The sequence below is a fragment of the Mycolicibacterium sp. SMGY-1XX genome (assembly GCF_059132455.1).
Genome location: NZ_CP101139.1, coordinates 4,789,531 through 4,805,965, shown reverse-complemented (window position 1 = coordinate 4,805,965; position 16,435 = coordinate 4,789,531). Strand labels below are relative to the sequence as shown.

16 protein-coding genes are annotated in these 16,435 nt (G+C 66.7%); 7 read left to right on the top strand and 9 right to left on the bottom strand.

The genetic code is table 11. The features are described 5' to 3' along the window. The first annotated feature begins 30 nt into the window (after positions 1 to 30). Both NL241_RS23130 and NL241_RS23125 read left to right on the top strand, forming a co-directional pair. Positions 31 to 591, top strand: a complete 561-nt coding sequence (locus NL241_RS23130; RefSeq protein WP_487687388.1) for an Rv1733c family protein — start codon at positions 31 to 33, stop codon at positions 589 to 591. A gap of 84 nt (positions 592 to 675) precedes the next feature. Further along, complete coding sequence (locus tag NL241_RS23125; RefSeq protein WP_494395152.1) at positions 676 to 1,110, top strand: carboxymuconolactone decarboxylase family protein; 435 nt, start codon at positions 676 to 678, stop codon at positions 1,108 to 1,110. A gap of 13 nt (positions 1,111 to 1,123) precedes the next feature. On the opposite strand, the gene NL241_RS23120 is transcribed toward NL241_RS23125, so the two are convergent. Continuing rightward, positions 1,124 to 1,714: an SDR family NAD(P)-dependent oxidoreductase gene (locus tag NL241_RS23120; RefSeq protein ID WP_494395151.1), complete on the bottom strand. Its 591-nt coding sequence runs from the start codon at positions 1,712 to 1,714 to the stop codon at positions 1,124 to 1,126. Between the two features lie 108 nt (positions 1,715 to 1,822). Here NL241_RS23120 and NL241_RS23115 point away from each other — a divergent pair, with 108 nt between their 5' ends. Next, complete coding sequence (locus NL241_RS23115; RefSeq protein WP_494395150.1) at positions 1,823 to 4,639, top strand: helix-turn-helix transcriptional regulator; 2,817 nt, start codon at positions 1,823 to 1,825, stop codon at positions 4,637 to 4,639. Here the strand turns inward: NL241_RS23115 and NL241_RS23110 are convergent. The 7 genes from NL241_RS23110 to NL241_RS23080 all read right to left on the bottom strand — a co-directional run bounded on the left by NL241_RS23110 (position 4,636) and on the right by NL241_RS23080 (position 10,419). Further along, positions 4,636 to 6,051, bottom strand: coding sequence for an ATP-binding protein (locus NL241_RS23110; protein WP_494398371.1), 1,416 nt, complete (start codon positions 6,049 to 6,051; stop codon positions 4,636 to 4,638). The genes NL241_RS23115 and NL241_RS23110 overlap by 4 nt on opposite strands. 76 nt (positions 6,052 to 6,127) lie before the next feature. After that, positions 6,128 to 6,781 (bottom strand): nitroreductase, encoded by a 654-nt coding sequence (locus NL241_RS23105; protein ID WP_494395149.1) that lies wholly within the window; start codon positions 6,779 to 6,781, stop codon positions 6,128 to 6,130. 7 nt (positions 6,782 to 6,788) lie between these two features. Continuing rightward, entirely contained in the window at positions 6,789 to 7,511 is a 723-nt protein-coding gene (locus tag NL241_RS23100; RefSeq protein WP_494395148.1) for an SDR family NAD(P)-dependent oxidoreductase, read from the bottom strand. Then, positions 7,508 to 8,248, bottom strand: a complete 741-nt coding sequence (locus tag NL241_RS23095; protein ID WP_494395147.1) for an SDR family oxidoreductase — start codon at positions 8,246 to 8,248, stop codon at positions 7,508 to 7,510. The genes NL241_RS23100 and NL241_RS23095 overlap by 4 nt, the downstream gene beginning before the upstream one ends. Further along, the gene (locus NL241_RS23090; protein ID WP_494398370.1) at positions 8,245 to 8,649 is read right to left on the bottom strand and encodes a cupin domain-containing protein; all 405 of its coding nucleotides are present in this window, start codon (positions 8,647 to 8,649) and stop codon (positions 8,245 to 8,247) included. The genes NL241_RS23095 and NL241_RS23090 overlap by 4 nt, the downstream gene beginning before the upstream one ends. A gap of 4 nt (positions 8,650 to 8,653) precedes the next feature. Next, on the bottom strand, positions 8,654 to 9,817 hold the full coding sequence (locus NL241_RS23085; protein ID WP_494395146.1) for an NAD(P)/FAD-dependent oxidoreductase: 1,164 nt from the start codon (positions 9,815 to 9,817) through the stop codon (positions 8,654 to 8,656). An 8-nt stretch (positions 9,818 to 9,825) separates the two neighbouring features. Beyond that, a complete protein-coding gene (locus tag NL241_RS23080) occupies positions 9,826 to 10,419 on the bottom strand; it encodes an FAD-dependent oxidoreductase (RefSeq protein WP_494395145.1) in 594 nt (197 codons plus the stop codon). Between the two features lie 375 nt (positions 10,420 to 10,794). On the opposite strand from NL241_RS23080, the gene NL241_RS23075 reads away from it, so the two are divergent. The 4 genes from NL241_RS23075 to NL241_RS23060 all read left to right on the top strand — a co-directional run bounded on the left by NL241_RS23075 (position 10,795) and on the right by NL241_RS23060 (position 15,417). After that, the gene (locus NL241_RS23075) at positions 10,795 to 11,781 is read left to right on the top strand and encodes an IS481 family transposase (protein ID WP_494395144.1); all 987 of its coding nucleotides are present in this window, start codon (positions 10,795 to 10,797) and stop codon (positions 11,779 to 11,781) included. Between the two features lie 212 nt (positions 11,782 to 11,993). Beyond that, positions 11,994 to 14,282 carry a TPR repeat domain-containing protein gene (locus tag NL241_RS23070; protein WP_494395143.1) on the top strand — a complete coding sequence of 763 codons (2,289 nt, stop codon included), beginning with the start codon at positions 11,994 to 11,996 and terminating at the stop codon, positions 14,280 to 14,282. Beyond that, positions 14,261 to 15,088, top strand: coding sequence for a hypothetical protein (locus NL241_RS23065; RefSeq protein WP_494395142.1), 828 nt, complete (start codon positions 14,261 to 14,263; stop codon positions 15,086 to 15,088). Before NL241_RS23070 ends, NL241_RS23065 begins: the two co-directional genes overlap by 22 nt. 8 nt (positions 15,089 to 15,096) lie before the next feature. Beyond that, the gene (locus tag NL241_RS23060) at positions 15,097 to 15,417 is read left to right on the top strand and encodes a WXG100 family type VII secretion target (RefSeq protein WP_487687414.1); all 321 of its coding nucleotides are present in this window, start codon (positions 15,097 to 15,099) and stop codon (positions 15,415 to 15,417) included. A 129-nt stretch (positions 15,418 to 15,546) separates the two neighbouring features. On the opposite strand, the gene NL241_RS23055 is transcribed toward NL241_RS23060, so the two are convergent. Then, on the bottom strand, positions 15,547 to 16,434 hold the full coding sequence (locus tag NL241_RS23055) for an alpha/beta fold hydrolase (protein WP_494395141.1): 888 nt from the start codon (positions 16,432 to 16,434) through the stop codon (positions 15,547 to 15,549). Between the last annotated feature and the right edge of the window lies 1 nt (position 16,435).

Here is a 16,435-nt window from a genome sequence, read left to right as displayed (position 1 = left end):
TGCACGACCGCGGTCACTTCGGAGGCTGCCATGGACGCCGTCGACCACAACGTCAGGAACGTGTGGTTGTCGCGGGCCTTGGGACACAACCCACTGGTGCGTTGCAGCGATCGAGTGGAAGCAGCCCTGGCCGCCGTAGTGGCTGCCGTGCTGCTGTTCTTGATCCCGGTGGCGTGCGCGGTGGGCACCGAGGTGCACGAGACCAAGGCCCGCGCCCTCACCGAGTACATGGCGACCCACCGTCAGGTCAGCGCCCAGGTGATCGCCGAGAGTGTGGGGCCGGCGGATCTCTACACACCGGGCGCGGTCACCCGGGTGCAGTGGACCGACGGAGGGCGTATCCGCACCGATGCCATGTTCTCGCGGGAGTGGCACGAAGTCGGTGACGCGCTGGGCATCTGGGTGGATCAGCGCGGCGAGCGGACACCGCCGCCACCTGAGTCTGCGGTTCCCGCCGCGGTGACCGCGGCGATGTCGGTCTGGGTGGGCGCGGCGGCGGTGGCCGCGACCCTGCTCGGGGTGTTGCGTGTGTGGCTGGACCGACGGCGGTACGCGGTCTGGGAGCAGGAATACCAATTACTGGTCGGGTGACCCGGGGCGGGTCACATAGTGGTGCGCTGTCTCGTCAATACGGGTGTGGGCCGCCGCGGCCCGGCTGACTGATTGGAGAACACCATGGCCACCCGCACGTTGCTGAGCACCGCGATCCCCGAGGCGTACAAGACGATGTTGGCCCTCGACGAGCAGGTGACGCAGGCAGCCGAGGCCGTGGGAATCCCCAAACTCACGCTGGACTTGCTGAGGATCCGGGCCTCGCAGATCAACGGTTGCGCGTTCTGTTTACGGATGCACACCCGCGACGCCCTGGCCGGCGGGGAGACCGCGGATCGGCTGGCGGTGCTGTCGGCGTGGCGGGAGACGCAGTACTTCTCGGATGCCGAGCGGGCGGCGCTGGCGATCGCCGAGGAGGTCACCCTGATCGCCGACCGCACCGCCGTGGACACCGACGCGGTGACCTCCGAGCAGGCCGCGGCGCTGCGGTGGGCCGCCGTCGTCATCAACGCGTTCAACCGGGTGGCGATCAGCAGCCACTACGTCGTCAAGCCGTGAGCCGTGCAGGCCGTCACACGATGCTTGCCCCGCCGTCGACGTGCAGGGTGGCGCCGGTGATGAAGCTCGCCCGCGGTGATGCGAGAAACAGGACGGCCTCGGCGATTTCGGCGGGTTCGGCGGCGCGTCCCAGCGGAACGGACGTGTCGGCGGGCCCGCTCACGACCCTGTTGACCCTGATGCCGTAGGAACCGAATTCCGCGGCCCAGGTGCGGGTCAGCGCGGCGCCGGCATCGGTCTCCCCCGACGAGACGTGGACGATCGACCCCCCACTGTGGCGGATCATGCACGGCGCGACGGCGGCCACCAGGAAGTACAGACCGGCCAACGTATCGAGGTCCGCCAGGGCGGCGTTGTTGACCAAGATGTCGACGGGCATCTGTCTGGCGAGGTGGTCGACGGATTCCAGGTCGGCCAGGTTTGCGGTGATGAAGCTGGCGCCGGGACCGAGCGCGTTGACGGCCACCCGTCCGGCGTCAGCGTCCCGGCCGCTGACGATGACGTGGGCACCGGCGCGCCGCAGTAACCGTGCGATGGAAACCCCCGGTTCGGAGGTGCCCTCGGTGACCAGGGCCGTGCTCCCCGACAGTTCCGGAGCGCTCATCACCGGCCCTCCCTCCGCTGCACTGCGACCACACTGGCAGTCGCGCCAGGCGGCAGGGACCACGGAAAACCCGTAGTCCCCGGGTAGCCCTGCATCCGCCGGGCCGACGTGACAGGATTTGCCGGTACCGCGGCCAGGGACGATGGCCGCATCCGGCGTTCCAGACAGGTGGGCAGCTCGATCGTGACGGCGATCCACGACCGAAGCAACGCGGTGTTGCCCGGCCGCGGCGTCGAATGCCAGACGCTTCGGGAGATGGTGGACGCTCTCCGATCCGGCCGGAGCGAGGTGCTGGTGCTGCTCGGGGAGGCCGGCATCGGCAAGACGGCGCTGCTGACATATCTGCGGGAATTTGCGGGGGACTGCGCTGTGCTGAGCGCGGTCGGCGTGGAATCCGACATGGAGTTGGCGTTCGCCGGGTTGCAGCAGCTGTGCGCGCCGGTGATGGATCTCCGATCGGGCCTACCGCAACCGCAGCGCGAGGCGTTGGAGCGGGCCTTCGGGCTCCGCGATACCGGAACCGCGCCGAACCGGTTCCTGGTGGGGTTGGCGGTGCTCGGACTGCTCGCCGCTGCCGCTGCCGAACGGCCGGTGCTGTGCGTGGTGGACGATGTGCAGTGGCTGGATCAGGTGTCGGCGCAGACGCTGTTCTTCGTGGCGCGCCGTCTGCAGGCCGAGTCGGTCGGGTTGGCGTTCGCGTTGCGCACACCGATCGAGGGCACCGCGGGCTTGCCGACCCTGGCTGTGGGTGGCCTCGACGACGGTTACGCGCGCAAGTTGTTGGAATCAGCGTTCCCGGGGTTGTTGGACGCGGCGGTACTCGACCGGATCGTGGCCGAAGCACGGGGAAACCCGTTGGCGCTGTTGGAGACTCCGAAGGACAGCACGTCCATCCACACCGAGACCGTCAGCGCCGGCATCGAGGAGCATTACCGCGCCCTGATCGCCGACCTGCCCGACGACACCCGGATGCTCCTGCTCGTCGCTGCGGCCGAGCCCGTCGGGGACCCCGCCCTGCTGTCGCGTGCGTTGGCGCATCTGGATCTCAAACCCGCGGCGATGACGCCCGCGCATGACCTCGGTTTGATCGCCGTCGACACCCGCGTGCAGTTCCATCACCCGGTGGCGCGTTCGGTGGCCTACCGCTCGGCCACCGCCGAGCAGCGGCGGCTTGCGCACGCCGCGCTGGCGGCGGTGACCGACCCCGCTGTCGACCCGGACCGGCGGGCCTGGCATCGCGCCCTGGCCGCGGATTCCCTCGACGAGCAGGTGGCAGGAGACCTGGAAAACTCCGCCGGGCGGGCGCTGCAGCGGGGCGGAACCGCCTCGGCCGCAGCATTTCTGACACGTGCGGTGGAGTTGACTCCCGACCCGTCGATCCGTACCGGCCGCGCACTGGCCGCTGCCGAGGCGCACCGCGAGATCGCGTCCTTCGACAGCGCCCGTCGCCTTCTGGCCACCGCGGACCTGGGGCCGCTGACCGATCTGCAACGGGCCCGCTCCGCGCAGCTGCGGACTCGGCTGGCGTTCGCCTCAGCGCGCGCCGGCGGTGATGCCGACGCGCTCGTCGTCGCCGTCTCCGAGTTCACCGCGGTGGCAAAGCAACTGGAGGCCCTCGACAGCACGCTGGCCACCGAGGCCTACCTGGAGGCGCTGAGCGCGGCGATGTACGTCGGGCGCATCGGCGAGCGCCTGGCCACCGATGTTGCCGTGACCGCTCGGTCCGCGCTGGCGACGATGCAGCCGAAGACCCCGCTGGACCTGGTGACCCATGCGCTGGCCGCGCGGTTGGCGGTGGGTGCTGTGGAGGCGATGCCCGCCATGCGCCGCGCCCTGGACGCACTCAAGGAAGCCACGGTCGACGGGTCGGGGTGGTTCTGGCGGGCGTTCCCCCTGGTCCACGACTGCTTGATCCACGAGACATGGGATGACGGCTGGCATGACATCGCGGCGCATGCGGTGCGGCTGGCCACCGACAGCGGCGCCCTGGCGCTGCTGCCGTCGGCGCTGTTGTCGCGGGCCGGCGCCTCCGTCGAGCGCGGTGAACTGGCAACGGCGAGTGCCCTTGTCGCCGAAGCCAACGATCTGTCGATCGCCATCGACTACGCGCCGTTGAAGTACCACCGCATCGTCGTGGCGGCCTGGCGCGGCGACGAACCCGAGGTCACCCGATTGGCGACGGCTGCCCTGGCCTCCGGCCGGGCCCGTGGTGAGGGGCGGGTGATCGGGCTGGCGCATTACGCCACCGCGGTGCTCAACGTCGGGTTGGGCCGCTACGGCGACGCGCTGGCGGCCGCGCGCAGCGCCGCCGAGTACGACGATCTCGGGTTCTACCCGGAGGTGTTGTCCGAGATGGTGGAGGCGGGCGTGCGCGGCGAGCACACCGCCCTTGCCGCGCAGGCCTTCGACCGGCTGCGGGACCGTACGCTGGCGTCCGGCACACCACGTGCGCTCGGCTCGTTGGCCCGGTCACAGGCGCTGCTCAGCAGCGGTGACGAAGCTGAAGCCCGGTACCGGGAGGCGATCGGGCACTTCGACCGAACCGGGCTGCGGATCCAGGTCGCTCGCAGCCACCTGCTCTACGGGGAATGGTTGCGCCGCAACGGTCCTGCCACCGTCGCACGTGAGCCGTTGCGGATAGCCCACCACGAGTTCGTCCAAATGGGTTCGGTGGCGTTCGCCGAACGGGCGCGCCGCGAACTGCAGGCCGCCGGCCAGAAGACCCGTAAGCAGCCGACCAGAGCCGGTGACCAGCTGAGCCCGCAGGAACGTCAGATCGCCGAACTGGCGGGCCAGGGTCTGACCAACCAGGAGATCGGCGGCCAGCTGTTCATCAGTGCGCACACCGTGGAGTGGCATCTGCGGAAGGTGTTCACGAAGTTGGGGATTCGGTCGCGGCGGCAGCTGCGGCAGAAGTTCCCCTAACTGCCCGGGGCAGGCGCTTCGAGCGGCAGGCACACGATGAACCGGGTGTCGCCCGGTGTGGACTGCACCGAGATGTGGCCGCGGTGCCGGTCGACGACGATGCGCCACGCCAGGTCCAGACCCAGCCCGGGGCCCTCACCCACCGGCTTCGTGGTAAAGAACGGGTTGAAGATGCGACCGATGAGGTCGTCGGGAATGCCGGGTCCGTCGTCGCAGATTTCCACCCGGATCATCGAGTCGCCTTCACGTCTGGTGCGCACCGTCAGTGTGCCGTGACCGTTCATCGCGTAGAGAGCGTTGTCGATCAAGTTGGTCCACACCTGGTTGAGATCGGCCGGGTAGCAATGTAGTTCGGGCAGCGACTGGTCGAGGTCCTTGACCAGTGTGACGGGTTTGCCGACCATGGCGACCCTGTCACCGAACATCAGCACGGTGCTGCGCAGCATCTCGTGGATGTCGATGCACTGGTAGGGTCCGCGGTCCATCTGGGAGTAGGGCTTGGCGCCGTTGACCAGTGCCGCGATGCGGTTGCCGGCCTCGGCGATCTCCCGGATCCGCAGGTCGATGTCGATGAGCTGTTTGAGCCAGTTCACGGCACACTCCAGCGACGCCCGTCCGACGGCCGCCGCGACGCAGTTCAGCCAGCCGATATCCAGACCCGCCTCCACCAATGTCGAGGCGTAGCGCCAACTGTCGTTGATGCCGTGTTCGGTGAACCACTGCTCGATCGCGTCCTCGCGATCTGCGGCCTCCAGCGGCGACAGTGCTGATGCCGGCATGGCTACGGCAATCTCGGCCTGAAGGCCCAGCAAGGTCGGCAGGGCGTCCGGAGTGGCAGTGGCGAGCACACCGAGATCGCGATGCGACTCGGCCAAACTGTCGCGGAGGTCGGCGACCGCGCGCACGGTGGCCGCGGCAGGGTTGTTGAGCTGATGGGTGAGCCCGGCGGTGATGGTGGCCAGCGCGTGCTGCTTCTCCTGTAGGCCCAGGAGCTGACGCTGGCGCAGCCCGCCGATCGCGGTGCTTTCGAGCAGATGCACTGCGACGGGCCACACCGTCTGCATGAACCGCGTGAAGAAGTCGGCTTCCACTACGAACAACCGCGATGGGCGCGTCACCCGCACCGTGACGTCGTAGACGGAGCCCCAGCCCGAGATCGCGCCGAAGTAGAAACCTCGTTCCGATGTTCGGTGCAGTTCCACGTCGTGGTCCCCGGAGCGCTTGGTCATCACCACATCGCCACCGTCGAGCAACACGTAAAAGGACTGTGCCGGCTCACCTTCCCGGCACACCGGTCCTGCCGGCATGGTGGTGATGGTGCCGTTCCCGGCGAGGGCGTCGAGTTGCTCATCGGTGAGGAACTCGAAGATGAACACCGTACGCAGTTCGACCTTGAGGCTCTGCGCCGCCACCCGCGGCGCAGGGTCGAGGAGTTCGCGCCACCCTGCCATGGGTTGGCCGGTGGTCAGCGGAGTCTGGCTGTCCATGTCAGTCGTCGAGGAAAACGACGTTGTCGGTCACCGGGTTGCGCGGTGTCTCGATGCTGTTGGCCGCAAAACTCGGGTCGGCGTAACCGATGCAGATACCGCACAGCACGGTGAGCTCGTCGGGGATGTCAAGCTGTTGGCGCACCACGTCCGGGTAGAGGGCGGTGGAGACCTGCACACAGCTGTCGAGGCCACGTTCGGTCAGCGCCAGGAGCAGCGTCTGCAGGAACATCCCCACGCCGAGGGCGTCGGGGAGACCGAGATCGCGATGCATGCAGACGATGCCGGCCACCGGGGCGTGGAAGAAGTCCCAGTTGCGTAGCTGCGCGTTCCAGCGGCCCTCGTCGTCGTCGCGGGCTATGCCCATCGCGCCATACAGCAGGGCGCCCAGCTGGCGGCGAAGGTGGCTGTGCGATTCTGGCAGACCGAGAGTCGGCGGCGGAGTGGTGCGCACCTGCGCTGCCAACGCCGCGCCCAGGCGCTCCCGTCGAGCGCCGGACGCCAGGAACAGCCGCCACGGTTGCACATTGGAGTTCGAGGGTGCGCGCATGGCCAGCGTCAGCGCCTCCTGCAGCAGTTCCTCTGGTACGGGTTTGTCCGGTAGGAACATTCGCGAGGAATGACGCCGAAGGACCACGTCGTCGAAGTCCACCATTCTCCTTTCAGACGGCGGTGCCGCCGCCGTCGACATGCAGAGTGGTACCGGTGATGAAACTGGCGCGCGGGGAGGCCAGAAAGTAGATCGCTTCGGCGATCTCCGCGGGATCCGCCGTCCGCCCGAGCGGCAGTGCCCGGCCGAGTTCGTCGTTGGTGTCACCCCATTCGGCCGCGACGCCCTCGGTGGCGGTCGGACCCGGCGCGACGTTGTTGACCCGGATGTTGTGGGCGCCGAATTCGACCGCCCAGGTGCGGGTCAACTGCTCGACCGCGGCTTTGGACGCGCTGTACACCGAGGCGCCGGGAACACCCTTGGAGGCCACCATGGAGGAGACGTTGACGATGGCCCCGCCACCTCGACGGATCATGGTGGGTACCGTCGCGGCCACCAGGAAGTAGAGGCCGCGCACATTGGTGGCGAAGGTGTGCCCGAACTCGTTCTCGTCCTGGTCGACGGTCAGGCTGGCCGGGAAGCGTGCCGCGTTGTTGACCAGGATGTCGAGCGCGTGCTCGCGGGCCAGCCGCTCCACTCCGGCCGAGTCGGCCATGTCCACGGCGACGAACTGTGCCGTCGGTCCGAGGGCGTCGCGAGCCTGTTGTCCGCGTTGAGGATTGCGCCCGGTGATGATCACCGAGGCCCCCGCGTCCACCAGCCGGCGGGCCGTCGCAAAGCCGATGCCGGCGGTGCCGCCGGTGACCAGTGCGGTACGGCCGGCCAGCTCATTCATCGGTCCAGCCACTCCGCGAGCCGGGTGGTGCCCAATTCGGCGCCGTCGCCGGTGACCAGACTGTTCTGGGCCACGGGGACACCGAAGTAGGTGGCCTGCGGATCGACGACGACGGGCAGGTCCTTGCCCTGAGCGGTGAAGATGGCGCGCGCCAGGTCGGCGAATGACATCTTCTCCGGCCCACCGAAATTCAGCACACCGTTGCGCGGTGCTTCGGTGGCGACACGGGCGACCACCCCGGCGACCTCGGCGGCCGAGACCGGCTGGATCAACGCGTCGGGGGCGTGTACTTCACCGTCGACCACCAGTGATCCGGCGATGCCCTCGGTGAACTCGTGGAACTGGGTGGCCCGCACGATGGTGTAGGGCACGCCGGAGTTGGCCACCAGTTCTTCCTGGAGATGTTTGCCGCGCAGATAGCCGTCGGCCTCGATGCTGCCGACACCGACGATGGACAACAGCACATAGTTCTGCACGCCGGCCTTCTTGGCTTCTGCGAGCAAGGTGGTGGCCGAGCCGGTGAAGAAGTCCACGGCGGGGCCGGGTTCCATACTGGGGGAGTTGAGGACGTCGACAACGGCGTCGGCACCGGCGAACGCGGCCGCCACCCCCTCGCCGCTGACCGCATCCACGTCGGAGGACCGCGATGCTGCGTTGATGGCATGTCCTGCGGCGGTGAGCAATTCGACGACCTGCGCGCCGATCTGGCCGGTGGCGCCTACCACGGTGATCTTCATCCTTCTTGTCCCTTCTGGAAGCGGCGGTCTTTGCGTTGCTCGAGTTCTGCGTCGTCGACGAGGACGAACATGTCGACGCCCGGTTGACAGAGCATGGTCACCAGGAACCGCAGCGGGATGTCGTCGCGGTTGTTGCCGTCGGAGTAGTGGATGACGTCGCCGCCGGGCTCCCAGAACGCTTCACCGGCCTTGATGACCCGCGGCGCTTCACCTTCCAACTCGAAGAGCATCTCGCCCTCGAGGACGTAGCCGAAGCACGGCCCGCCGGGATGCCGGTGCGGCGGGGCGCCTTTGTCGCCGGGGCCCCATTCGATGATCGCGGTCATCGCGTCGGCACCCTCGGGAATGTGGGGCGGTTTGACCGACTGGATGACGGTCATCGCCTTCATCAGCTTGTCCATGACGTCAGACACCGACTGTCCCTCTCTTCAGATTCTTCTGGCGTTTACCGCCTTTGGGCCAGAAGTAGCTGCCCGGCTTGCGGGCCTCCTTGGCCAGGAACGACAGCGTGCCCTTGCACACCGACTCCTTGATGGACGCCGCGAGGCGGCCGCCGATGTGCAGCGGCAGCGCTTCATCATTGAAATGCGACATCTGGATGGTGCCGGCGTGTCGGCCCAGGCTGATGCACTGACCCACCGAGGCTGGGTTCAGGTTCTTGGGCTCTCTGCCGTCGAGGCGCGCCAGGATGGTGTCGGCGGCGTGGGATGCCAGCGGCATGGCGAGCTGGCAGCTCATCCGCAATGGGACACCCGACGGTGAGGCCGCATCGCCGGCGGCGATGATCGAGGGATGGTCAAGGCTGGTGAGGGTCTCGTCGGTAAGGAGCCGGCCGAGCCGGTCGACGCGCAGGCCGCTGTCGGCAGCCAGGGTGGGGACACCGAAGCCGGCGGTCCACACGGTGGCCGCGCTCGGCAGTTCGGTGCCGTCGCGCAATGTGATTCGATCCTTGTCGACGCGGGTGACGGTGGCGTTGTCCAGCACGGTGACGCCGAGCTTGTCGAGGTGTTTGGCCACCGACCTGCGGCCGCCGTTGGCCAGTGAAGGGCCCAGTGCGCCGGTCACCAGGGTGACGGTGCGGCCTGCTTCCGCGAATTCGGAGGCGGCCTCGATCCCGGTCAAACCACCGCCGACCACCACGATCGGTGCCTGCAGCGGGACATCCTTCAGCCGTTCCGTCAGGCGCTGTGCGGCTTCCAATTCGCCGAGCGGGAAGGCAAACTCGCGGGCGCCCGCCACGGTGGCGGGTACGGCTGCGGTGCTGCCGACGGCGTAGACCAGGTAGTCGTAGTCCAGGGTCGCGCCCGATGTGAGGAGTAGTTTCTTGGTGCCGGCGTCGATGCGGTCGGCGCTGTCGACCACCAGCTTGGCGCGGTCGGTCAGGATCGTCGAGTAGTCGGCGACGGCGTCATCGTTGCCGGCGACCAACTGGTGCAGGCGGATTCGCTCGACGAAGGTGGGGCGCGGATTGACCAGGGTGATGTCGATGTCGGGGCGCTGGCTCAGCCGGTTGGCGGCCAGGACGCCGGCGTATCCGCCGCCGACGACCACGATCTTCGTTGTTCGCATATTTCCTCCTATGCGCTATTGCTGAAGTGGCCGGCCTTGGCGAGCAGTGCGTCGGCGGAGTCGGCGGGTGGGTAGATCCACAGGGTGTTGATGGCCAGTTCGGTGGCGCTCTCGAGGCCGGTGAACCCGGCGCCCACCACCACCGCGGTGTACTGGCACTCTTTGGCGAGGTGGGGGAGTCGGTGCGGGTGGGCATCCAGTGCGGTGGCGGCGTCGAGGGTGTCGAAGTCGAAGGCTTGCGCAGAGCCGGGGAAGGTGGGCCGGTTGAGTTGGCTGCCAGTGGCCAGCACCAGCCGGTCATAAGTTGCGGTGACGAGTGCGCCGTCGTGCCCCCGGGCGGTGACGATCTGGGCGGCGACGTCAATGGACTCGACCCGGGCGTTGATGCGGTTGGCGCCGATGGGGCCCAGCAGGCTGTCCAGGCTGATCTGCATCTTGTCGGGATTGCGCTCGTACAGTCGCGGGCGGACCACCATGTCGTCGCCGGCGCTGATCAGCCGCACGCGGAGGTCGTCCTCACTCACCGAGCGGGCCAGGCGAACCGCGCCCGCTGCACTCCATACGCCGGTGAAGCCGCCGCCGAGTACCACTACGTCCTTCATGCCTACGACGATGGCACCTAGCCGCGTGGTCAGGGACCACGGAAAACCCGTAGTCCTTGGTGCGTGGGGCAGGGGCGCAGGCGGCTGTCGGGTCACCCCTGGAATCGGACTGCTGATGCGGTCGCGCGAGCAGCTCAGTCACACCCGTCAATTCCTTACCCGTCCTTACCCGAATTTTCCAGCACCTCTTGCCCGCCTCTGTGCGACACCACCGCGACAAGCGGGGTTGTCGCACCGAAGTCGCACAGAGGGGGGCTAACTGTACTGACCACGGACGTTAGGTACGGATTACGGCGTGGCGTGGTGACATGAAGAAGACCTCCGAGTGAAGTGCGAGCTGTCTAAGGAACGCACCAACTCATCTCGGAGGTCTTCGTGTCCCACCGTAATGCCCCCTTGTCAGAAACCGGGCGTCTGCGCCTGGCTCGCTGCATCATCGAGGATGGCTGGTCGCTGCGACGAGCTGCCGAACGATTCCAGGTCGCCGTCACCACCGCCCAGCGCTGGGCGAAGCGCTACCGCGAGGAAGGGCCGGCCGGGATGGCCGATCGCAGCTCACGGCCCCACCGCAGCCCCAATCAGACCTCGACCCGGACCGAACGTCGCATCATCAAAGTCCGCGTCATCCGGCGTTGGGGCCCCGCCCGGATCGCCTACCACCTGAGCTTGAACGTCTCGACCGTGCGCCGCGTTCTGACCCGCTACAAGCTGGCCAGGCTCTGCTGGCTGGACCGACCCACCGGGCGGGTCATTCGGCGGATGGAGTCCGCCGCTCCGGGTGATCTGGTGCATGTCGATGTCAAAAAGCTCGGCAAGATCCCGGCCGGCGGCGGGTGGCGGATGCTGGGCCGAAGTGCAGGTCGGCGCCACTCTCGGGCGGACAAACGCCACGGCACCGGAGCGGACAACGACGGACGGCGCGGCTATCACTTTCTGCACACCGCCATCGACGCGCACTCCCGGCTGGCCTATTCAGAGATCCTCAGCGACGAATGCAAAGAGACGGCTGCACAGTTCTGGCTACGTGCGCATTCCTGGTTCAACAAATGCGGCTTCACCGTACGGAAAGTATTGACCGACAACGGATCCTGCTACCGGTCTCAGACATTCCGAGACGCGCTCGGTGACATAGAACACCGCCGCACCCGACCCTACCGACCGCAGACCAACGGCAAGGTGGAGAGGTTTCATCGCACGTTGGCCGACGAATGGGCCTATGCGCGCCTCTACACCAGCGACGCCGAACGTTGCGCCGAGTTCCCGATCTGGCTACACCACTACAATCATCACCGCGGCCACACCGCACTCGCAGGTAACGCACCCGCCAGCCGCGTACCTAACCTCTCAGGTCAGTACAGCTAACTCGGTAATTCGTCAGCCAGTGGTGTGCCCGTCTCGGGGACACCTTCACCGACTTGAGTAGGCCAACGCCCGCACCGCGATCTCCCGCCGAATATCGATCACATCCGGGCGCCTAAGACCACGGAAACTTCGGCCCGTGGCGCTGACTACCGGCCGTCCACGCCCTGAGGTAAGTTGCCGACGGTAGCCAGCAAACGGGGGTGGCGGTGGGCATGTCGTTGGCGGATCTCGACCGCTGGGATCCCAACGCTATCGAGACGGTGTTCTCGGCTGCCACCGACAACTCGGCGGCCACCCGCATGACGTCCGAGCAGCTGGGCCGGGTCATCGACGCGATCCCGTGGGAGGGTGAAGCCTACGACGCCGCCCGAGCGGCCAACACCGATCTCCGCCGCGACCTCAATCTGCACGCCGACGAGCTCGATGCCGTCGCCGAGGCCGCCAAAGCCGCCGAGACGGCGATCCGTTCCATCAAGTCGGACTGGCAACACCTACAGCAGGAGGCGGCGGCGGTGGGCATGACCATCGACGCAGCCGCGGGAACGGTCACCTACGTCCAGTCCAGTGATCCGGAGGAAGCCGCGATCCAGGAGGAGAACTACCGGATCATCTGCGCCGAGATCGAACGGTTGTTGAGCCGGGCAGACCAGGCTGACGAGACCCTGGCGTCGGCGATCGAGGGCGCCGACGGAGGCAAGACGGCTGACGAGATCACCCAGGGGCTCAATGAGCACTGGGTTGCCGCCGAGGACGCCGAAGGGATTGTCCACGACGCGCTGGCCGGTGACACAGACGCGGCGGGCCGGGTGAACGGGGTCCTGGACACCATCACGGCGGAGCAGCAGGCCGGTCAGGTGCCGCTCACGGCCGAGCAGGCGGCGGTGGTCAGTCAATTGCAGGCGCAGCAGCACGGTATGTCGGTCGAGGCGCTGCAGACCGCCGAGGGGCGACTTGGTGCCGAGCGGGACATGATCGGCAACTCGTGGCAGCTGATGAGCAATCCGAAAGTCGAGTTCCCGAAGACGGAGCTCAAGCCGGGAGCCAAAACCGATTTCGACACCAGCACCCGGGGCGGCTTCGATCAGTTGCCTGCGAGTGTGCAGGAACCGCTGCGTCAGACCACCTGGGTGGACGGTGAACTGGAGACGGCCCAGGATCTGAGTGTGATCGCCGGGATCGTGGACAACGGCGACAGCCGGTTCCAGAGCGGCACCGACGTCGACCGCGGGATCATGGGCCGCGCCACCGATCTGATGAAGGTGTCAGCGTTCGACCAGCAGTTGGGGGGATTGAACGGCCCGCCCGGGCTGACCCGACAATTGGCGAATCCGTTGGCCGAGCAGCTGTTCGCCGCAGGTAACGCCGACCATGTGGTGAACCACGAGTTGGTGACCAACGTGCAGAACGCGCTGCTTCCCAGCATGGAGCCGGGCGAGTTCGTGCAATACGCCACCGCTAACCACTGGGCCGACGACGGCGAAGCGATCTCCGGGGTGTTCGACTGGACCGGCAGCGCAACAGGTTCCGAGGCGCAGATCGCCGGCCAAACCGCGCAGGCGTATTCGAGCTACCTGGGCGAGAATGCCCCGCGGCTACTGGACATGCCGGGTCATCACACGCTGGGCGAGATCAACCCGAAGTTGGTGCAGGGCTTCGCCGAAGGTCTGTCGCCGTATGTCGCGAACATCGCCGGCGAAAAGAACGATTTGTCGGCCTTCTTCTCGGCGCCCGATTCTGCGGCCGCCCAGGGCGATGACACCATGGCAATTTCCAAAGGAATCTTCTCGGTTCTCAACACCGACCCCGACGCGGCGCGGATGTTCAACGGGAAAGCCTACGAGGAGATTCTGCGCGATCAGAATGCGTACGCCCAAGGTATCGCCAACGACATGCCTGATGCTGTTCTGCGCGATGCCAACATGCAGGAGGCAAACGTTCTTCGAGCCTTAGTAGACGTCGGCACCAACAATGCACTGGAAGCGAAAGGCGTCAACGCGGACGTTCGTGCCGCAGAAGCCTATGCATCCAAGGCGGCTGCTTATGACATGGCGGTCAAGACGCTCGCCGCCGGTGCTGACCTCACACCCGGTGGTCCCGCCGCCGCCTTCGGTGTCGATGCCGTGGGGTCAGCGCTGAAAACCGACATCATCGGTCAGGCACCAACGCCGACCACGCAGCACGCACCGCTTCCAGACATGACCGAAGCCGATTCGCATCGAGCGGTACTCAATGGTCTGCAAGCGAATGGCGTAGAGATCACCCTCCCCCCGTATTTCGTCGAACCTGGTGAAGGTGGATCTTCTGGACGCATCCGCTCTTTCGACGAGTATGAGAGCGTTGCGAAGTCGTCCAGCATCGGCGAGCCGAAGTACAACGAAGAACTTCAGCTCGCAATCGCGAAGGTAGTTGGTAGTGAACATGTTTCGCTGATCGGATCAGACAGCGAATACTATGATCAAGTTACCAAGAACCCGCAACCTTGGGCACCGCCAAAGTCATGATTCGAGAATTTACGATGCGAATAGCCTTGTTGCTGCTGGTGGCGACGGTTCTATCCTCGTGTGCGCAGGAAGTTTCGGGTCAGCCGAACCGGGTTACACCTGTCGAGCCCTGGACGGGCGTCATGGCGGACGTCAATGCGGTGTGGAGCGCTGAACCTGGCACTGATTTGCTGTCCAACCCGGCTGTGGTAGTCCGTGCGTTCGTCGAATCTCACGCTCTAGCAACCGCAATGGGCACCATTGATGTGGTCTACCCAGGATTCACTCGTGCGGTGGCTCGACCAGCAGAGCCCGAGGGCGACCCTGACAGTGCTTGGCCCGGCGCAGACCGCCCGCTCCCGTACCCGCTGGTCGGAACGGAGCGGCTCCACATCCTGCGGGTCGATACGGTGGGTCGCGCAGTCACCGCCATAGTGTGCTCGTACGGCGGATACACCAACGGTTACGATCTCGGGAACGGCAAGTACGGACCGTATCCGGGGGTCGCCGGAGACGACGGCGTCGTCGCGATGCAGATCAGCATGATGTCACCCGAGGTTCCGTCAGCACCCTTGCCGCCGCAACAGGGCCAGGAAAGGGCTCCGAAGGCAGACGTTTTCGGTGGCTGGCGTATCGATTCGCGCCGATTGGACCTCAACAGATTTCAGCCAGAATGGCCAACTGCGCTGGATGACATTCAAGCGTGCCGGGAACGCGCCCCAGACCCGCTGCAGCGACGTGAGTTTCTCAGTCAGGGCGAACACCCACGGTCCGACTATCCGACCCTCCCGGCCTACCCGGGCTGGCCGGCCGCACCACCGTCCTGAGGAGCAGCATGCCGAAACGTCTCTCAGTTGACCCGCATGCAATGAACCAGGCCGCCACGACCGTCACCGGCAGCGGTGATGACTTGTCCACCAGCCACACGGCTGCAAGCTCACGCATTTCGTCCGCCACCTTCGGTTGGGCGGGGCGCTCTGCGGACGCGCTGACCACTCGAACCGCTCGATGGGATTCCCGCAACAAGGTGTTGGTGGCTCGGATAGAGGACCACGCCAACAATATTCGGATCAGCGCCGCTGAGTTCGCGGAGGCGGACGAGAAGCACGGAGAGACGTTGCGTGACGTGGCGTCCGGGCTGTTGAACTCGGAGTAAGCCGGGTCGTCAACGGTAGCGCTCGCGAATCTCGATCAGCCGTCGTCTGCGTGCGCACACCAGGCACGCGGCCTGCCCCACGTGAGGCCGTGACGGCGGCACGTCGTGCGTGGCGGCGAGCCGAGGCGACTACCGCAGAAACTCTATTATCGCCGCAGACGTCTCGGTGGGACTCTCCTCGGCATTGAAGTGGCCGCCGGAAACTTCGACGCCGGTGATCTGCGGAACAAGTGTGCGTCGCCAGATCTCGGTCGGCTTCTCGGGTGCCCGGCCCAGGAAGGCCTCACCCCAGATCACCATTGTGGGACAGTCGATCACGGCGCCGCGGGCCAGATCGGCTCGGTCGAGCTCGGGGTCGATACGGGCGCCGGCGCGGTAGTCTTCGCAGTAGGCATGAATGTGCGCGGGGTCAGCCCAATCCCGTCGGTATGTCGCCAGCACGTCAGCATCGAAGTCGTTCAAAGTCCCCGACATGGTGTGCTCTGCCAGCAACCGGTCCAGTGCGGCCCGTGTCATCGACTCCTCCGCCGCAGCGCCTTCCTGCGCGAAAGTCCGCCAGTGTGGTGTGAATTCGGGATCATCGGCCATGCGGTCCCAGATGAGCGACGCCGGATAATTGTCCATCAGCACCAGGTTTTCCACGGCGGCGGGGGCGTCGAGCGCCATGCGGTAACCGACCAGTGCACCGCGATCGTGCCCGATCACCGAGAAGCGTGGGTACCCAAGCCCGGACATGAACGCCACCACCTCGGCGGCCATCCTGCGCTTGGAGTAGTCGTGGTGCGCACTGTCGCCGCGGGGCGCCTCGGACTGACCGTAACCCTTCAGATCGAGACACACCACCCGATGGGTCGAGGCCAGCGCGGGTGCCACCCGGTGCCAGCACAGGTGAGACTGCGGAAAGCCGTGCAGCAGAACCACCGGTGGACCGTCCTGCGGCCCGCCGACGCGAGCGAACAGTTTCACGCCGTCGGCGTCGGCGAAGACGGAGTCGAATTCGGGAAAGTGATCAGTCACG

Bases quoted from the DNA above. Each gene is read 5' to 3' on its own strand.
- NL241_RS23120 (WP_494395151.1), bottom strand. From the start codon at position 1,714: ATGAGCGCTCCGGAACTGTCGGGGAGCACGGCCCTGGTCACCGAGGGC.
- NL241_RS23070 (WP_494395143.1), top strand. From the start codon at position 11,994: ATGTCGTTGGCGGATCTCGACCGCTGGGATCCCAACGCTATCGAGACG.
- NL241_RS23060 (WP_487687414.1), top strand. From the start codon at position 15,097: ATGCCGAAACGTCTCTCAGTTGACCCGCATGCAATGAACCAGGCCGCC.
- NL241_RS23080 (WP_494395145.1), bottom strand. From the start codon at position 10,419: ATGAAGGACGTAGTGGTACTCGGCGGCGGCTTCACCGGCGTATGGAGT.
- NL241_RS23090 (WP_494398370.1), bottom strand. From the start codon at position 8,649: ATGGACAAGCTGATGAAGGCGATGACCGTCATCCAGTCGGTCAAACCG.
- NL241_RS23125 (WP_494395152.1), top strand. From the start codon at position 676: ATGGCCACCCGCACGTTGCTGAGCACCGCGATCCCCGAGGCGTACAAG.
- NL241_RS23085 (WP_494395146.1), bottom strand. From the start codon at position 9,817: ATGCGAACAACGAAGATCGTGGTCGTCGGCGGCGGATACGCCGGCGTC.
- NL241_RS23130 (WP_487687388.1), top strand. From the start codon at position 31: ATGGACGCCGTCGACCACAACGTCAGGAACGTGTGGTTGTCGCGGGCC.
- NL241_RS23100 (WP_494395148.1), bottom strand. From the start codon at position 7,511: ATGAATGAGCTGGCCGGCCGTACCGCACTGGTCACCGGCGGCACCGCC.
- NL241_RS23095 (WP_494395147.1), bottom strand. From the start codon at position 8,248: ATGAAGATCACCGTGGTAGGCGCCACCGGCCAGATCGGCGCGCAGGTC.
- NL241_RS23105 (WP_494395149.1), bottom strand. From the start codon at position 6,781: ATGGTGGACTTCGACGACGTGGTCCTTCGGCGTCATTCCTCGCGAATG.